Source organism: Burkholderia sp. Bp9015 (genome assembly GCF_003853505.1).
Taxonomy (GTDB): Bacteria; Pseudomonadota; Gammaproteobacteria; order Burkholderiales; family Burkholderiaceae; genus Burkholderia.
Genome location: NZ_QTPZ01000038.1, coordinates 1 through 15,679, shown reverse-complemented (window position 1 = coordinate 15,679; position 15,679 = coordinate 1). Strand labels below are relative to the sequence as shown.

The 15,679-nt window shown below is 66.8% G+C and carries 15 protein-coding genes; 10 read left to right on the top strand and 5 right to left on the bottom strand.

Annotated elements, in window-relative coordinates; translation table 11 throughout:
* Positions 1 to 175: 175 nt before the first annotated feature.
* Positions 176 to 1,117 carry a LysR family transcriptional regulator gene (locus DIE12_RS30570; RefSeq protein WP_044848839.1) on the top strand — a complete coding sequence of 314 codons (942 nt, stop codon included), beginning with the start codon at positions 176 to 178 and terminating at the stop codon, positions 1,115 to 1,117.
* A 505-nt stretch (positions 1,118 to 1,622) separates the two neighbouring features.
* Here the strand turns inward: DIE12_RS30570 and DIE12_RS30565 are convergent.
* The 3 genes from DIE12_RS30565 to DIE12_RS30555 form a co-directional block, all read right to left on the bottom strand.
* The gene (locus DIE12_RS30565) at positions 1,623 to 2,336 is read right to left on the bottom strand and encodes a dienelactone hydrolase family protein (RefSeq protein ID WP_124523076.1); all 714 of its coding nucleotides are present in this window, start codon (positions 2,334 to 2,336) and stop codon (positions 1,623 to 1,625) included.
* 312 nt (positions 2,337 to 2,648) lie between these two features.
* A complete protein-coding gene (locus tag DIE12_RS30560) occupies positions 2,649 to 2,960 on the bottom strand; it encodes a DUF4148 domain-containing protein (protein ID WP_124523074.1) in 312 nt (103 codons plus the stop codon).
* 460 nt (positions 2,961 to 3,420) lie between these two features.
* Positions 3,421 to 4,386 carry a GlxA family transcriptional regulator gene (locus DIE12_RS30555; RefSeq protein WP_185640901.1) on the bottom strand — a complete coding sequence of 322 codons (966 nt, stop codon included), beginning with the start codon at positions 4,384 to 4,386 and terminating at the stop codon, positions 3,421 to 3,423.
* 216 nt (positions 4,387 to 4,602) lie between these two features.
* On the opposite strand from DIE12_RS30555, the gene DIE12_RS30550 reads away from it, so the two are divergent.
* The 9 genes from DIE12_RS30550 (at position 4,603) to DIE12_RS30510 (ending at position 14,551) form a co-directional block, all read left to right on the top strand.
* Positions 4,603 to 5,244, top strand: coding sequence for an HD domain-containing protein (locus DIE12_RS30550; RefSeq protein WP_124523072.1), 642 nt, complete (start codon positions 4,603 to 4,605; stop codon positions 5,242 to 5,244).
* 345 nt (positions 5,245 to 5,589) lie between these two features.
* Positions 5,590 to 6,045, top strand: a complete 456-nt coding sequence (locus tag DIE12_RS30545; protein WP_044848829.1) for an antitoxin Xre/MbcA/ParS toxin-binding domain-containing protein — start codon at positions 5,590 to 5,592, stop codon at positions 6,043 to 6,045.
* Positions 6,042 to 6,521 (top strand): RES family NAD+ phosphorylase, encoded by a 480-nt coding sequence (locus DIE12_RS30540; RefSeq protein WP_044848830.1) that lies wholly within the window; start codon positions 6,042 to 6,044, stop codon positions 6,519 to 6,521. The genes DIE12_RS30545 and DIE12_RS30540 overlap by 4 nt, the downstream gene beginning before the upstream one ends.
* 118 nt (positions 6,522 to 6,639) lie before the next feature.
* Entirely contained in the window at positions 6,640 to 7,062 is a 423-nt protein-coding gene (locus tag DIE12_RS30535) for a hypothetical protein (RefSeq protein WP_124489713.1), read from the top strand.
* A gap of 247 nt (positions 7,063 to 7,309) precedes the next feature.
* Positions 7,310 to 7,849, top strand: coding sequence for a hypothetical protein (locus tag DIE12_RS30530; RefSeq protein ID WP_044848832.1), 540 nt, complete (start codon positions 7,310 to 7,312; stop codon positions 7,847 to 7,849).
* A 617-nt stretch (positions 7,850 to 8,466) separates the two neighbouring features.
* Positions 8,467 to 9,717, top strand: a complete 1,251-nt coding sequence (locus DIE12_RS30525) for a DNA repair exonuclease (RefSeq protein WP_124489712.1) — start codon at positions 8,467 to 8,469, stop codon at positions 9,715 to 9,717.
* A gap of 3 nt (positions 9,718 to 9,720) precedes the next feature.
* Positions 9,721 to 13,191 (top strand): YhaN family protein, encoded by a 3,471-nt coding sequence (locus tag DIE12_RS30520; protein ID WP_124523070.1) that lies wholly within the window; start codon positions 9,721 to 9,723, stop codon positions 13,189 to 13,191.
* A 121-nt stretch (positions 13,192 to 13,312) separates the two neighbouring features.
* Entirely contained in the window at positions 13,313 to 13,837 is a 525-nt protein-coding gene (locus tag DIE12_RS30515; protein WP_044848835.1) for an HD domain-containing protein, read from the top strand.
* 9 nt (positions 13,838 to 13,846) lie between these two features.
* Entirely contained in the window at positions 13,847 to 14,551 is a 705-nt protein-coding gene (locus DIE12_RS30510) for a DUF429 domain-containing protein (RefSeq protein WP_124523068.1), read from the top strand.
* A gap of 161 nt (positions 14,552 to 14,712) precedes the next feature.
* Here DIE12_RS30510 and DIE12_RS30505 read toward each other — a convergent pair whose 3' ends face one another.
* Together DIE12_RS30505 and DIE12_RS38250 are read right to left on the bottom strand one after the other, a co-directional pair.
* On the bottom strand, positions 14,713 to 15,183 hold the full coding sequence (locus DIE12_RS30505; protein ID WP_124523133.1) for an ATPase: 471 nt from the start codon (positions 15,181 to 15,183) through the stop codon (positions 14,713 to 14,715).
* 262 nt (positions 15,184 to 15,445) lie between these two features.
* Positions 15,446 to 15,679, bottom strand: a 234-nt coding sequence (locus DIE12_RS38250; protein WP_185641018.1) for a hypothetical protein, incomplete at its 5' end; no start/stop codon positions are given.

Here is a 15,679-nt window from a genome sequence, read left to right as displayed (position 1 = left end):
GGCGCCGGTCGTCCTGGGGCATGGGTTGTCGCGTGAACGACTGCCTGCCGCCGCGGTGCACGGCAAACTGGACACGCCTGCATCGCTGCGGTACTGTTCCGCACGATTCGCGCCAGACCGGCCCGTGCCGGGGCGGGCCCCGCTGCGAAGCGATTTCAATCCCGGGGACATGTCGATGGACACGTTACAGATGATGCGCATTTTCGTCCGGGTGGCGGAGGAGGGCAGCTTCACGAGCGCGGCCCAGCGCCTGGACATCACCACCGCCTACGCATCGCGTTCGGTCGCGCAACTCGAAACGCACCTGCGCACCCGTCTGCTCAACCGGAGCACGCGCCGCATCGCGTTGACCGATGCCGGACAGCGCTATCTCGACCGATGCCAGCGCATCCTCGGCTATATCGACGAAGCGGAAGCCGAGGCGGCCGATGCGCAGGCGAAGCCGTCGGGGCGCCTGCATGTGCACGCGACGACCAGTTTCGGCCAGGCCTACCTGGTGCCCGCAGTGGTGCGATACCGGCAGCGCTATCCGTCGGTGGCCGTCGAGCTCACGCTGTCGCAGCACGTGCCCGACATCATCGACGAAGGCTACGACGTGTCGCTGCAACTGAGCGCGACGGAGTTGCCCGACTCGGGGCTGGTGTCGCAGCGGCTTGGCGATGTGCACAGCGTGCTGTGCGCGTCGCCGGCGTACCTGAAGGAACGCGGGACGCCGCGCACCGTGCGCGATCTCGAAGCGCATGCGTGCCTGCAGATCGTCACGCCGATCTTTCCGCGCGACCGCTGGCATCTCGACGGCCCCGACGGTCGCGAGACGTTCGAACTGCCGCTGGCGGATTTCCAGGTCAACATCGCCGACGCGCTCGGCGCCGCGTTGCGCGCCGGCCTCGGCATCGGTTCGTTGCCGATGTCGACCGCGGTGCCCGCACTGGCGAGCGGCGCGCTGGTTCGCGTGTTGCCCGAGTACCGACTGCAGAAACTGACGGTCTACGCGTTGTACGCGTCGCGCCAGTACCTCGACGCGAAGATCCGTACCTTCGTCGATTTCCTGCGTGAATGCGTGCCTGAAATGCTGTCCGCCGACGAGGCTGCGCTGCGCGGTTCCTGCGAGTCCTGAGCGAAGGCGGACGACGTGTGCCGGATCGCATGATGCGGCACACGCATCGTCCTTGAATCCAGGTTCGGCTGAGCAAGATACTTTGCATACCTGAATTGATGGTGAAAAGACGCGGCACGACTTCACCGGCCGGCTGCATCGCTCGATGCGCGCCGTTATGGAAAACCTGCTTTCGATATCGGAGATCGTCGGTTCGGCGTGAAGTGTCGACCGCCTGGCATCGATGCGACGCGTGCCCGCGCGTTCACGCGACCGTTTGCAAGTCGTGCACCGGCCACGCGCAACCCGCTCCTCCGTTTCCGCTCCGTCGAACACAGGCTTCCATGGCAGACCGACCATCCGGATTCCGTCGCCAGCTAATCGAGGCCGGTCTGGTGATCGCGGCAGGCGCCATCGCCGCTCGCGTAACGCAATCCTTGCCGCATACGACAACGCCACGGATGCAAGTCCGTGGCGTTTTGCTTGACGTGCCGCTGCACGGCAGTGGCGGATGCCTGCTGCGGTATTACTGCTGCTTGTCCCAGAGCGTGCGCCCGAAGAACGTGAGCGTGCGATCCCACGCGATCTGCGACCACACCGGATCGAACTGCGTGCCGCCGATGCGGCCGGGGCCGACGGCCGTTTCGTTCGCGAACGCGTGATGCGCGAGATAGCGGTGGAATTCGACGTCGACCTTTGCATCGGTCAGCTTCTTCTCCAGCGCATCGACCTGGTCGATCGCGAAGAACGCATCCTGCGTACTCCAGTGACCCATCAGCGGCACCTTGATCTTCGACGGGTCGAGGTAGTCGAGCGGAGGGAAGCCGTACCACGTGACGCCGGCGTCCGCCTCGGCGAACTGCAGCGACAGCAGCGTGAGCGCGCCACCCATGCAGAAGCCGGTGACCGCCACGCGCGACGCGTGCGTCTTCAGGTATTGCACCGCGCCGGGAATGTCCTGCGATGCGGCGTCGCCGAAATCGAGGTCCGTCATCAGGTGGTGCGCTTCTTCCTCCTCGACCGTCGACTTGCCGCGATACAGGTCGGGCACGAGCGCGAAGTAGCCGCAGCGCGCGAGGCGATCGGCGACGCCGCGGATCTGGTCATTCAGGCCCCACCACTCCTGGATGACGACGACCGCGGGTGCGCCTTCGGTCTTTTCCGGCGTGGCGAGGTAGCCCTGCAGTTCCTGGCCGTCCGGACGGCGAAACGTGATCATGGAACCGGATGATTGAGACATGAAACCGCTCCTTTTCGAAAAATGCGATCAGTGCAGCATCGGGTCGGCCAGCGAGTGCGGTATGCCCGGTGAGTCGAGGTCTCGCTCGCGTTCGCTTCGGCCGGCGCCGACCACGCGGCCATTCTATGCGCAAACGCCGGCGGTCTGCGTGAACGGCGCGATGCGGCGGCCGATTCGCGCGCGCGCATCGATCGGGCGTCGTGCGGCGCGCATGTCGCGTGCGCCGAAAACACAGCACCCCGCCCCGATGGACGGGAGCGGGGTGTTGCGTCGGCAACGGGCGTATCGCGGAATGCGTCGCGTGCGGCAGTCTTACTGACCGAAATAGACCGAGTCGCGAGCGTTCTGCTTGACCACGATCGCGCGGCCGGCACGCACGCCGGCGGCGGCCTGTGCGCCGTAACCGGTCGTGTCGCCGTTCGTCACGCGCGCCTGCGCGGTCTGCAGCGCATTCGGGTAGTGGACATCGGAGACTTCCGGCTTGTACCCGGCCTGTTCGAGCTGGACGAGCTCTGCGCGGACCTGGGCACGCGTCAGTTGGTCCGACGGGTTCGACTGAGCGAATGCGCCAAACGATGCGGACAGGGCGCTGGCCGCGGCGACTGCGTAGATGAACGACTTCATGATGACCTCCGGTTTTCGTAGATTTCGCGCTTCGCTTGTTGCGTTGAGCGGTTGATTTGCATCGTAGCGATCGCGATACCGGTCGGAAATAGGCGTTCCAGCGAATGATTATTGCAACTGGGTAAACGATTCGCGGGAAAATCGGGTTTTGTCGGACGATTGTTGGCGTGCCTGATGGCGGTCACGGGTTGCGGTGCGGCATGATCGTCGCGGCGGCGGTGAGTCGAGCATGGCATGTCGACGCAAGAACGATGGGCCGGCGCGCTACAGGACAGGAGCGTATGGCGACCGAACGCCGACCTTGGCCCCGAGCTTGGCCGATAGAAAGCTCAATTGAATCGGATAACGAAGTATTGATGGTGGGCACGGAAAGCCGCACGCCCCATCGCGTTGAAATCGAGCCGAGCCTTTCTGCACGCATCGACGGGAATGCCCGTGCCATCTCGTCGCGCGTACCGCATCACGCGTCGACGATCGCCTGCCGTTTCCGGTATTCGGCAGGCGTGATCCCGACATGCCGCGCGAACGACCGTCTGAGCGTATCGACATTCGCGAAGCCGCATTTCGCGGCGACCTGCTTCGGCGTGTCATGTCCGTTTTCGAGCAACTGGCGAGCCGCCGCGACGCGGGTCGCTTCGACCCACGCGGCCGGCGTCATGCCGACCTCCGCGCGAAAGAGCCGTGCGAAGTGGCGCGGGCTCATGCCCGCATGCTTCGCGAGTTCCGCCACCGAGTGCTCGAGTTCCGGATGACTGGCGATCCAGCGCTGGACTTCCTGCAGCACCGAACGCCCCGCCGGGCGCGCCGCGCCGCTGCGGCTGAACTGGAGCTGCCCGCCCGGGCGCTTGAAGAACATGACGAGTTGCGCGGCGACGCGCCGCGCGATTTCCCGGCCGAGATCCTCCTCGACCAGCGCAAGCGCGAGATCGAGGCCGGCCGTGACACCGGCACCGGTGCGCAGCTTGCCGTCGCGTACGTACAGCGCGTCCGCTTCGACGGTGAGCGACGGATAGGCGGCGGCGAGCGCATCGGCCGCGGCCCAGTGCGTCGTCAGGCGTCGTCCTTTCAGCAGGCCGGTCGCCGCGAGGATGAATGCGCCGGTGCAGATCGAGCCATACCGTTTGCTTTGCACGGCGGCCGATCGAAGCCACGCGAGCACGTCGGTGCGCAGCGCGATCCGGCCGGCACCCGGTGCACCGGCAACGAGCAGCGTATCGATGCGATCGGGAATGTCGGGAGCGATCCAGTCGGCCAGCAATTGCGCGCCCGATGACGTGCGGATCGGGCCGGACTCGCTCGCGATGATCCGCAGCGTATAGAACGGTTTGCCGCTTTCGGCGTTTGCCTGTGCGAATACGTCGAGCGGCGCGGAGACGTCGAGCAGCTGTACGCCCGGTACCGCGAAAATACCCACGACCTTCGGCATGTTCGGTTGCGTGATGTGTCGAATGTGACGCGTAGCAGTATAGACGCGCGGTGCGATGCGACGGGCGGGGCATCGGCGCATTACGCGGGTGCGATTCGATGGTTCCGGCAGTGGTGGCCGTCGATCGAGCAAAATGGCAGGATTTGGCGTAATACGCCGATTGATGCCAAACGACGGTCTCCGCAGAATGAATGCTGTCTTCCAAGGAGGTCGATCATGACTGTGAACGTCGCCGGCATCACCCTTCCCGATAGCCAACTCGCGCGCGAGATCACCGAACTCGTACGGGATACCGAGTCCGAGCTGCTGTTTCATCACTCCAGCCGCGTGTACTACTTCGGTGCGCTCGCGGGCCAGCGCCGCGGGCTGAGCTACGATCCCGAACTGCTCTATTGCGGCTGCATGTTCCATGACATGGGGCTCACGCATCGACACAGCAGCGCGTGCGAGCGATTCGAAGTGGACGGCGCCAATGCCGCCCGCGATTTCCTGAAGAGCAGGGGTATTTCGCAGCAGGACATCGACGTCGTGTGGACCGCGATCGCACTGCACACCACCCCCGGCATTCCGCAGCACATGCATCCGGTCGTCGCGCTCGTCACCGCGGGTGTCGAGATGGACGTGCTGGGCCTCACGTATCCGGAGTACAGCGACGTCGAGCGAGAAGCCGTCGTCCACGCGCATCCGAGGACGCCGCGCTTCAAGGAAGACATCATCCAGGCGTTCTACGACGGTATCCGGCACAAGCCGGACACGACGTTCGGCAACGTGAAGGCCGATGTGCTGGCCGACAAGGATCCGCATTTCCATGCAGGCAATTTCTGCAGCGTGATCCGAGCGTCGGCGTGGGCCGGTTGATCGGTGTCGGTGGCAGGCGGGGCGGGGGGAAGGCAACCGGTGCGACGCATGTCGAATTCGGTGGCCGGACGTGGCGGGCTCCGTTTCGTCGATGGAATATTCATTAGAAAAGTTGTTACGTGACAACTTCATGACGTCAGTCAGCGACTTCATATACGTGAATTTCACGATCCCGCTTCAGACGCGCATCTCCGGCCGCGCGTGCCGGCGCGGCGAGCGGGAAGCCCCGTTTCGCCGACACCCGCAATTGCCCGCCGTCGACCGGTCGTCGACCGCCTGACGACCGAATCCGCCCGTCTTCGGCAAAACGCCTATAATGGTTGGGCAAATTGCCGGAGAAGAGTCATGAGTACGATCGCGTTTCACCCTTCGGGCGTCGCGCACCCGCGCCAGGCAGAGTTCACGATCCTCGAGCAACTGCTCGCGATTCGCGTGCGCTCGGGCGCCGATCTCGCGGAGTTGGCGAGCGCGCGTGTCGACGTCGCGGTGATCGACCGGCTGTCGGAGCGCGGCCTGAAGTCGGACGAACTCGCCTTCATCATCCCGCGGCGCACGCTGAGCCATCGCCGCCAGGCGCACGAACGGCTGTCGCAGGAGGAGTCCGACAAGGCGATCCGGCTGGCGCGCATCGTCGCGCAGGCGACGGCCACGTTCGGCGACCAGGACAAGGCGATGGCGTGGCTGCGCAACGGGCTCCAGCGCTTCGGCGGACGCACGTCGCTCGACATGGCGAGTACCGAGCATGGCGCGCGGCTCGTCGAGGAAGCCCTCACGCAGATCGACGAGGGGTACTTCGCTTGACGACGCTGTGGCGCATCAGCAATTACGCGGACCTGAAAGGCATCGGCGGATTGCGGGCCGGCGGGCGCTGGCATTTTGCCGGGCAGCCCGTCGTCTATCTCGCCGAGCATCCGGCGCTCGCGCTGCTCGAGACGCTCGTTCACTTCGAAATCGCCACCGTTGCGCAATTGCCGAGCGGCTACCAGCTGCTTCGGGTCGAGGTGCCTGAATCGGTGGATGTTGCCGAGATCGCGGAGGGCGATGCGCCGGCCGACTGGCGAGAAGACGTCGACTGGACCCGCAGCGCCGGCACCGAGTGGCTGCACACGCAGCCGAGCGCCTTGTTGCGCGTACCGAGCGTCGTCGTGCCGCACGCGCACAACTTCCTGTTGAATCCGCTGCACCCTGCCGCATCCGGGATCCGCATCGCCGAAGTCATGCAGTCGCCGTACGACAGCCGGATTCTGCGGCTGATCCAGTCGAACAAGAGCGAATAGGGCTGATTGCGCGCCGTCGCGCGGCACCGCGCCGATCAGCGCTCGCCTGCGGCTCCGGTCTGCCGGTCGCGGCGGGCAGGGTGCTGCACGTCACCAATGCGAAACATGAAGGCGGCACATGGCAGCAACGATCGATGAACAGAACGGCCACGCATCGTGGCAAGGGGGTGCCGTGACGAACGCGCATCTGCTCGAAATTGACGCCATCCTGTCGGGCCCGGGGTTTTTCGATTTTCTCGGCGACGTCGATTGCGATCGAGCGCTGGCCAGCCGCGAGGCGGAGCCGTTCGACGCCGGCTGGATGACGGCATTCGACGAAATCGACGGCGATCCGGGCGCCGTGCTGGACAAGCCGGCCGTGGATGCCCTGAGGGAAAAGGCGTTCAGGCTCGCGTTCCGGGCATCGGGGAATGCCGACATCGCGGCGTGCGTGTCGGACGACATCGAGCTGATCGCGCGAAGCCGGCTGTCGGGCCGCACCGACGGCTGGCCGTCACGCGTTCTTTGGGATGCCTACAGGAACGGCCGGTTTCCCTGCTAGCCGATGCGGCGTACCGGATGCGCCGATGCATGCGATCGGACGATGCCAATCACGTGCCTGCCGCGATGATTGTCAAACAGTGTGAGTCAATCGTCAGCATTTGCAACGGAAGTAACAGTCCCCGCAATTCGACGGTTTCGGGCGTGGGTGCGGCTACATTGGCTCCACCTGCCGCACGTCGCGGTGAGGCATGCGACAAGCCGCACGAAGGCGGCCCGCAGCAACAACGTCTTTGGGGAGAATGACCATGAACAAGATTCGCACGATTCTGCTTGGCGCCGCGCTGACGGCAATCGCGTCGGCCGCTTTCGCACAAACGGCCCAGACGGGCGCAGAAGGTTCCGCCGGCGTCGGCGCACAAGTCCAGACGCCGCTGCTCGGCGGCGGCGTGGGCGTGCAGGCGGGTGCAGGCGCGAATGCCGCGGGCTCGGGTTCGGGCGCAGGCAACCTGGTCGGCGGTGCGCTGAACGGCGTGGGCAAGACGGTCGGCGGCGTCGGCTCGGCAGCGGGCAATGCGGTTGGCGGTGCGACGCAGGCGGTCGGCTCGGCTGCAGGTTCGGCGAAGGATGCCGCGACATCGGCCGTGCACACGACGAAGTCGCACGTGAAGCACGTTGCATCCTCGGCAAAGAGCCACGCGCAAGGCGCGGTGTCGACGGCGGGTGATGTCGCAGGCGGCGCGAAGGCGAAGGCCGGCGAAGCGCTTGAGGGTGCGGCGAACTCGGTGCAGGGCGGCGCATCGGTCGGCGTGAAGGGTTCGGCGTCGGCACAAGGCGGCGCGCTGTAAGCGATACGCTTTCAGCCAAGGCCCGGCCCGCTTCGATGCGGGCCGGGTCTTTTTTTGGGCGCGAGCCGCGCATCGCGGCCGCGTCAGTGTGCCGCGAACCGGAACAGGCGTGCCGCGCACCCTCTGCCCATTGCCTGCCCGCCATGCTTAAATAGCGGGGCTCCCGGTCGACGGTCGTTCTTGCGCGGCACCGGTCGATGCAGGCAAGCATGTCCGATCGGCATCATGACGACAGACGACTCCAAAGCGCTGCCGCGGCCCGCCCGGCGTGGTCCGATAACATTCCGAGGCACCACGACCATGACCATCCCGCTCCGTCTTCTCGCGCCTGCTTGCGTGCCGCGGTTCGCGGCTTGCGCGTCACCGCCTATGCCGTGCGGCGAGTGACGCGTGCGGGGTGAGCACGGTGGGCGCGAGGCCGGACGAATTCGCGGCGCCCGCTTTCAGGTACCATCCCGACCCGCTGGCGACGGGCGGCACGATCGGTGCGGACGAGCGCCGCCACCCGCGACGGCGCATCCGGCGGCGGTCCGGACTGCGACCAGCGGCCGCGCGTCGTTCGACGGCGCACAATGCCGGTCGACATCGCCCTTTCGTCATGAACCAGAGGAATCTTCGTGAAGTTCATCCACGCCGCAGACATTCACCTTGACAGCCCGCTGCACGGCCTGAGCGCGTATCCGGATGCGCCGGCCGCGCAGTTGCGCAACGCGTCGCGCGAGGCGCTGCGGCAGCTCGTGGATCGTGCGATCGAAGAGGAAGTCGCGTTCCTCGTGATCGCCGGCGACCTGTACGACGGCGACTGGAAGGACCACAACACCGGCATTTTCTTCGGCCAGCAAATGGGCCGCCTGCGCAAGGCCGGCATTCGCGCATTCGTGCTCGGCGGCAATCACGATGCCGAAAGCGAGATGACGAAGAAGCTGACCTTGCCCGACAACGTCACCGTGTTCGGCCACCGCAAGCCGGAAACCTTCAAGCTGCCGGAATTCGACGTGGCGCTGCACGGGCAGAGCTTCAAGGACAAGGCCGTCGTCGACAATCTCGCGATCGGCTATCCGGATCCCGTGCCGGGCCATTACAACATCGGCGTGCTGCACACCGCGCTCGAAGGCTATGCGGCGCATGCAAACTATGCGCCGTGCTCGCTGGCGGAATTGCATGCGAAAGGCTACGACTACTGGGCGCTCGGCCACGTGCACGAATTCCAGCATTGGTCGGGGCCGTCGACCGTCGTGTTTCCCGGCAACCTGCAGGGGCGCCATATCCGCGAGACGGGCCGCCGTGGTGCGGTACTCGTGACGGTGGAGCAGGGCCGCACGCACGTCGAGCGCCTGTACCTCGACGTGCTGCGCTGGGAAGCGTTGTCGGTCGACGCGTCCGATTGCCTGACGGTCGCCGACCTGTCGAGAAAGATCGGCCAGTCGCTGGAGACGCTGTTGAGCGTCGATGGCCACGTGCCGCGCGCGGTGCGCGTGACGGTCACGGGCCGCACGCCCGCGCACGGTCTCTTCTTCGGCCGTGCGCCGCAATTGCGTGCGGAGGTGCTGAACCAGATCGGCATCATCGGCAACGAACGGCTGTGGCTGGAGAAGGTCCGGCTCGCGACGTCCGCGCCCGTGCAGCCGCAAGGCGAGAGCGAGCAACTCGAGGCGCTGGAGGATCTGAAGCAGATCCTGGCCGATGCCGCACACGATCCGGATTTTCTCGCGCTGCTCGAACGCGACCTGAAGCCGTTCGTCGGCAAGGTGCGCAGCGACGTGAAGGAAGAGGTGCCGCTGCTGACGATGGCGCGCGCCGGCGAACTCACGGCGCTGGTCGAGCAGGTCGGTCCCGCGTTGCTCGCGCGGCTGGCGAGGGGGGAATAAGCGATGCGAATCAGCCAGCTCGACCTGATCAAGTACGGCAAGTTCACCGACGAGACGCTGCGCTTTCCGTCGGCCGGCCAGGATTTCCACGTGATCGTGGGGCCGAACGAGGCCGGCAAGTCGACGATCCGGACGGCCGTGTCGGAACTGCTGTTCGGGATGAAACTGCAGACCCCGCTCGACTTCCTGCATGCGACGCCCGAACTGCGGATCGGCGGCGTGCTGGAGGGCGGCGCCGGCGCGCTCGCCTTTCATCGCGCCCGCGGGCGCAGTCCGCTGCGCACGCCCGCCGACGACAAGCTGCCGGACGACTATCTCGACGCCATCCTCGACGGCGCGACGCGCGAGTTCTTCGAACAGATGTTCGGGCTCGACCACGGGCGGCTCGTCGACGGCGGCCGGAGCATTCTCGACGCGTCCGACAAGCTCGGCCAGGTGCTGTTCGAATCGGCGGCGGGTGTCGGCACGCTCGGCCCCGTGCGCGAGGAACTCGACGCGCGCGCGGCCGAGCTGTGGGCGCCGCGGCGCAGCGGTAGCGCATTCGCGCAGGCCGAGACTTCGTTCAACGAAGCAGTTGGCGAACTGAAGGCAGTCCAGGTGCGCACGCGCGACTGGGTCGATCGCAAGGAGGCGCGCGACGCGGTCGAGCAGGAGATCGAGCAGGCGCGCGTGGAGCAGCGTCGCCTCGAAGCGTTGCGCTCGAAGCTCGAGCGCGTGCGGCGGCTGGCGCCGTACCTGAAGGAACTGACGATCAAGGAAGCGGCGCTGGCCGAACTGGGGGCCGTCGTCGAGCTGCCGCCGACCGCGTATGCCGACTTGCTGAAAGCGCAAGGCGATCTCGCGGCCGAACAGAAGGTGCTCGAGGAACGGCGCGCGGACCTGCTCGCGAAACGGCAGGCGCGTGATGCGATCGATCCGGATGCCGACGCGCTCGCGCTCGAAGCCGATATCGAAGCGCTCGACCGGCTGCGCGGCGCATGCATGAATCATGCACAGGATCTGCTGTTGCTCGGCGCGGACGTCGAGCGGCATCTGTCCGCCGCGGGTTCGGCCGCCGCGCAGCTCGGCTGGCCGACCGACGAGACGTCGCTGCGCGCGGCCCTGCCGACCGCGCTGTCGCTGAAGACGGTCGCGAACCTGCTGCGCGACCACGGCGCGCTGCATCAGGCGCTGGCCGGCGCGCGCGAGTCGCTCGACGAGCGCACGCAGGAACTCGCGCAGGCACGGGAACAACTGGCGCGCCTGTCGACCGTCGATGTGCCTGAAGCGCTTCGTGCGGCGCTCGCCGATGCGCAGGGCTTTCGCAATAGCGGGCAGCGTGAACAGGCACTCGAACGCGACATCGCGGCCGCCGAGCAGACGCTGTCCGACGCGCTCGATGCGCTCGGCCAGTGGCGCAAGCCGGTCGACGCGCTGCGTGCGCTCGACGTGCCGTCGGCGGCTCGGCTCGGTGTGCTGCTGACCGAAGCGAGCGAACGCGCGAGCGCGGCCGCCGCCGCACGCGATGCACGGGACGGCGCGCAGGAAGAATACGAGCGGCTCGAACTGCAGGAGAAGCATTTCGCTCAGACCCACAAGGTCGTCACGACCGCCGAGGTGCTGGCGGCGCGCGCTCGCCGCGATGGCGCCTGGGGCGACGTTCGCAGCGGCGCGGTGGATCTGGCAACCGGCGCGCCGGCCGTCGACGATGCAATTCGCCTTGCCGACGAACTCGTCGATGCGCAGCTCGGCGCCACGCAAGCGGCGGCGACACTGCAATCGCTGCGTCAGCAGGTCGAATCCGCGCGCGTCGTGTTGACGCGCCGACAGGCGACCGTGGACGAGCGCGAACGCGAGCTGGCGGCACATCGCGACGCGTGGGCCGAACTGGCGACGACGGCCGGCGTGCCCGGCATGCCGCTGGCGGCGATGGGCGACTGGCTCGCCAAGCGCGACACGGTGTTTGCCGCGCAGCTCGAGCTCGACCGCCTGCGCCGCGAATTCGCGACGATCCGCGATGCGCGGGCCGGTGCGGAAGCCGCGTTGCGTTCGGCGCTGCGCATGGTATCGCGCGGCGGCGACGCCGACGGCCTGACGGCACTCATCGCGATCGCCGGGACGTTCGTGCAGTCGGCGGAAAAGACGCTCGCGCAAAAGGACAGCCTGGAGGACCGCGCGCGCGAAGCCGAACGCGGATGCGCGACGGCTCGTTCGCGCGCCGACCAGGCCCAGACCGCCTACGATGCGTGGCACGCGCAATGGCGCGACGCGCTTGCCGACGCGAAGCTGTCCGCCCATGCGGTGACGCTGGCTGCCGCGGAAGGTGCGCTCGCGCTCGCGAATACGGTGACCGCCGAACTGGCCGACGCCGATGCGCCGCGCAATCGGATGACCGCGATCCGCGCGGAGCTGGCCGCGCTCGAGGCCGGCGCACGGCGGCTGGCCGAAGCGCTCGAGCCCGCGTGGCTGGCGAGCGGCGACTGGCTGGACGTTGCGCGCCGGTTGACGATGCGCGTTGCGGCCGCACGGGAAACCGCGCGTGCGATCGGTCGTGCCGACGACGCGGTGCGGCAGGCTGACGGCAAGGTCGCCGATGCCGCCGCCGCGGTGGCAGGCGCGGATGCGCGCATTCAGCCGTTGCTGCAACTGGCCGGCGTCGCATCGATCGACGCGGCGCTGCCACTGGCCGAGCAATCGGATCGGCAGCGCCAGCTTCGACAGGCCGTCGATGCCGCGAAGGAGGCGCTGGTGCGCGACGGCGACGGCTTGTCCCAGCCGGCCGTCGAGGCCGAGGTCGCTGAACAGGACATCGCCGACGTGCCCGCGCATCTCGAAGCGGTGAAGCAGTCGCTGGGCGACGTCGGCACGCGCCTGAACGCGCTCGCGCAGCAGCAGGTGGTGGCCCGGCAGGCATTCGGCGCGATCGACGGCCAGGCGAATGCGGCCGTGGCCGAAGCAAAGCGGCAGGAAGCGCTCGCGGCGATGGGCGATGCAGCGGAACAGTATCTGGAAGCGGCGACCGCTAGTCGCTTGCTGAAGTGGGCGACCGATCGTTATCGCGACCAGAAGCAGGGGCCGATGCTGCGCCGGGCGGGCGAGATTTTCGCGGGACTCACGCTGGGCGAATTCGCGCGGCTGACCGTCGACACCGAACGGACGCCGCCCGCGCTGTATGCGCGGCGCACGAAGGGCGCGTCGGTCGAGGTCGCCGGCCTGAGCGAAGGGACGCGCGACCAGTTGTTCCTCGCGCTGCGGATCGCGGCGCTCGAACTGCAGCTCGCCAGCAGGACCGCGCTGCCGTTCGTTGCCGACGACCTGTTCATCAACTTCGACGATGCACGTGCGAAGGCGGGGCTCGAGGCGCTGCGCGATCTGTCGACGCGAACCCAGGTGCTGTTCCTGACGCACCACGATCACCTGCTGCCGCTCGTGCGGGACGTGTTCGGCGCGCAGGTCAACGTGGTCGCGCTGCAGCGCGAGGCAGCCGGCGCATGACGCCGGGCGGCCCGATGTCCCGATACGTGGGAATGGTCATCGCGTACAGGTAGTATGTGCGGTTCCGAAACGCACGCGACCGGTTCTGCCGGTCACGGGTCCAGCCACACGAGGGATCGACATGAACAAGCTGGTAGCTGCGATTGCGTTCGCGGCGGACAAGCATCGCAATCAGCGGCGCAAGGACGACGAGGCGTCGCCATACATCAATCATCCGATTGCGCTGGCCGCGGTGCTGGCCAACGAAGCCGGCATCGAGGACGAGCGCGTGATCGTCGCCGCGGTGTTGCACGACACGATCGAGGACACGGAGACCACCGAGCAGGAACTGCTGCGGCTGTTCGGCAAGGACGTCGCGGACATCGTGATGGAAGTCACCGACGACAAGTCGTTGCCGAAGGACGAGCGCAAGCGCCTGCAGGTCGAGCATGCGGCGACGATCAGCCGCCGCGCGAAGCTCGTGAAGCTCGCGGACAAGATCTGCAACCTGCGCGACATCGCCCGGCATCCGCCCGCGGACTGGCCGCTCGAGCGCAAACAGGCGTACTTCGACTGGGCGAAGTCGGTCGTCGACCGTATGCGCGGCGTACATCCGGGTCTGGAAGGGATCTTCGACGCCGCGTACGACGCGCGGCCGGCCGACTGACGCGCGGCCATGCGGGCGGCCCGATCCCGATCCGTCGCGCGGTCACTGCCTGCGGTGGCGGGCGTCGACGTGGGTGGCGACAGGAAGCAGTGCGACCTCGTGATCCTGCGCGGCTCGACGATCGTCCGGCGCGAGGCGCGGATCGCGCCCGAAGCGCTGCCTTCGCTGTGTATCGAGCATGACGTGGTGGCGGTCGGCGTCGACGCGCCGAGCCTGTGGTGGACCGGAAGCGGGCGCCGGGCGGCCGAGCAGGCGCTCGCGCGTGAACGGATCTCATGTTTCCCGACGCCGTCGCGCGAGCAGGCCGTGGCCAGCACGTCGGGCTTTTTCGACTGGATGTTCATGGGGGAGCGCGTCTACCGCGCGCTGGCCGGCGCCTATCCGCTGCTGACCGACGCACGGTATGCCGGCGGGCGCGTGAGCTTCGAGACTTATCCGTACGCGATTACCTGTGCGATGCTCGGCAAGGCGATTGCGTCGGCGAAGCAGAAACGCAACCAGCGGCGGCAATTGCTCGCGCAACTCGGAATCGATGTTTCGACGCTGCGATCGGTCGACGCGCGGGACGCCACGCTGTGCGCATTGACCGCGCAATACGTGATCGACGGCAGCGCACACGCGTATGGCGATGCGGAGGGCGGGTATATCCGTGTACCGGTCGTCGGCGAGACTATCGTTCTCGATACGCTCCAGTCACGGGCCGCGGCTCGCTGATACCGGTGAACCCGTGGCAGCGGGGTGAGCTTTTTCGGGAGGCGCATCGGACTGCCGACGTCACGGTGTCGAGCAGGGACGGCCGTTCGGCATGTGCGCAGCAGGTGGCGTGCGCATCGACATAGGCAGTCGACGCACCGTATGCCTCACGGCCGTGATGCTCAGTCTTCGAGAATGGACTTCGGTACGCTGGAGAGATCGCAGGCATCTGCCTGCTCGAAGTAGCCTTGCGCATCGTCGATCATCACGACCGCGACGTCGATCAGTTCGTCGAGCCGCTGCAGCAGCGATTCGCGCCACTCGATGTCCTCGTCGCGCTCGGGCGTCTTGTCGAGCTGCTCGATGATCGAGTCGGCGGTCTGCAGGAACGGGATCGCCTGTTGATAGTTTTCGATCGAGACCATCGCTGCGTTGCGCGCGCCGACGAGCCGTTCACGATGCTCGTCCGCTAGTTCGGAATCGCCGCTGATGCGCGGCAGTACATCCGAGATGCGTTGCAGGAGCGGCGGGACCTGTTCTTCGAGCATGACGGCGCGCTCGCGCAGCGCGGCGTATTCATCGCGGAGATCGGCGTCGCCGCATTGTGTGGTGCTGTCCATCGTCGGTGTGAGTGCGTTGTTCGATCGCGGCATGATACTCGACGGCGTGCGCCCCCTCGTTTGTTCCGCAGCAGGATGACGAGAGCGCGACGCCAATACGGAGCGCGGTGGACCAGAGGATGTCGTCGACCGTCTATATATAGGAGGAAAGAAGGCGGCGCTCCTGATCCGCCGTGGACTTCTCGCGCTGCAGTATTTTGAGCGTGACACCCCAAGCCCCGAGCGCGGCAGCGCACGGGGCTTTTTCAAAATATTTTCACAAAGGGGTTGCGGAGAGCGGGGCGGGTGCTTAGAATCACGCCTCTTTCGCGCTAACGGAAACGCAGCGCGGGGGAAGAAGGGAAGCGGTGCTGTCGGGCGGGTCGTAGCGGCCTCGGCGGTGCAGGAAGTTGAACCCCAGCCGTCGCAACGAAGCAGTTAAAAAGTTGTTGACGAACTGAAAAAAGCGGTTCATAATCTCGCTTCTCTGCTGCTGAAAACGCAGCGCTGCTGAGAAAACCTCCGGGTCCTCGCAGAAATGCTCTTTAAA

Coding starts and splice junctions, on each gene's coding strand:
- DIE12_RS30570 (WP_044848839.1), top strand. CDS start 176: ATGGACACGTTACAGATGATGCGCATTTTCGTCCGGGTGGCGGAGGAG.
- DIE12_RS30565 (WP_124523076.1), bottom strand. CDS start 2,336: ATGTCTCAATCATCCGGTTCCATGATCACGTTTCGCCGTCCGGACGGC.
- DIE12_RS30560 (WP_124523074.1), bottom strand. CDS start 2,960: ATGAAGTCGTTCATCTACGCAGTCGCCGCGGCCAGCGCCCTGTCCGCA.
- DIE12_RS30555 (WP_185640901.1), bottom strand. CDS start 4,386: ATGCCGAAGGTCGTGGGTATTTTCGCGGTACCGGGCGTACAGCTGCTC.
- DIE12_RS30550 (WP_124523072.1), top strand. CDS start 4,603: ATGACTGTGAACGTCGCCGGCATCACCCTTCCCGATAGCCAACTCGCG.
- DIE12_RS30545 (WP_044848829.1), top strand. CDS start 5,590: ATGAGTACGATCGCGTTTCACCCTTCGGGCGTCGCGCACCCGCGCCAG.
- DIE12_RS30535 (WP_124489713.1), top strand. CDS start 6,640: ATGGCAGCAACGATCGATGAACAGAACGGCCACGCATCGTGGCAAGGG.
- DIE12_RS30530 (WP_044848832.1), top strand. CDS start 7,310: ATGAACAAGATTCGCACGATTCTGCTTGGCGCCGCGCTGACGGCAATC.
- DIE12_RS30520 (WP_124523070.1), top strand. CDS start 9,721: ATGCGAATCAGCCAGCTCGACCTGATCAAGTACGGCAAGTTCACCGAC.
- DIE12_RS30515 (WP_044848835.1), top strand. CDS start 13,313: ATGAACAAGCTGGTAGCTGCGATTGCGTTCGCGGCGGACAAGCATCGC.
- DIE12_RS30510 (WP_124523068.1), top strand. CDS start 13,847: ATGCGGGCGGCCCGATCCCGATCCGTCGCGCGGTCACTGCCTGCGGTG.
- DIE12_RS30505 (WP_124523133.1), bottom strand. CDS start 15,183: ATGCCGCGATCGAACAACGCACTCACACCGACGATGGACAGCACCACA.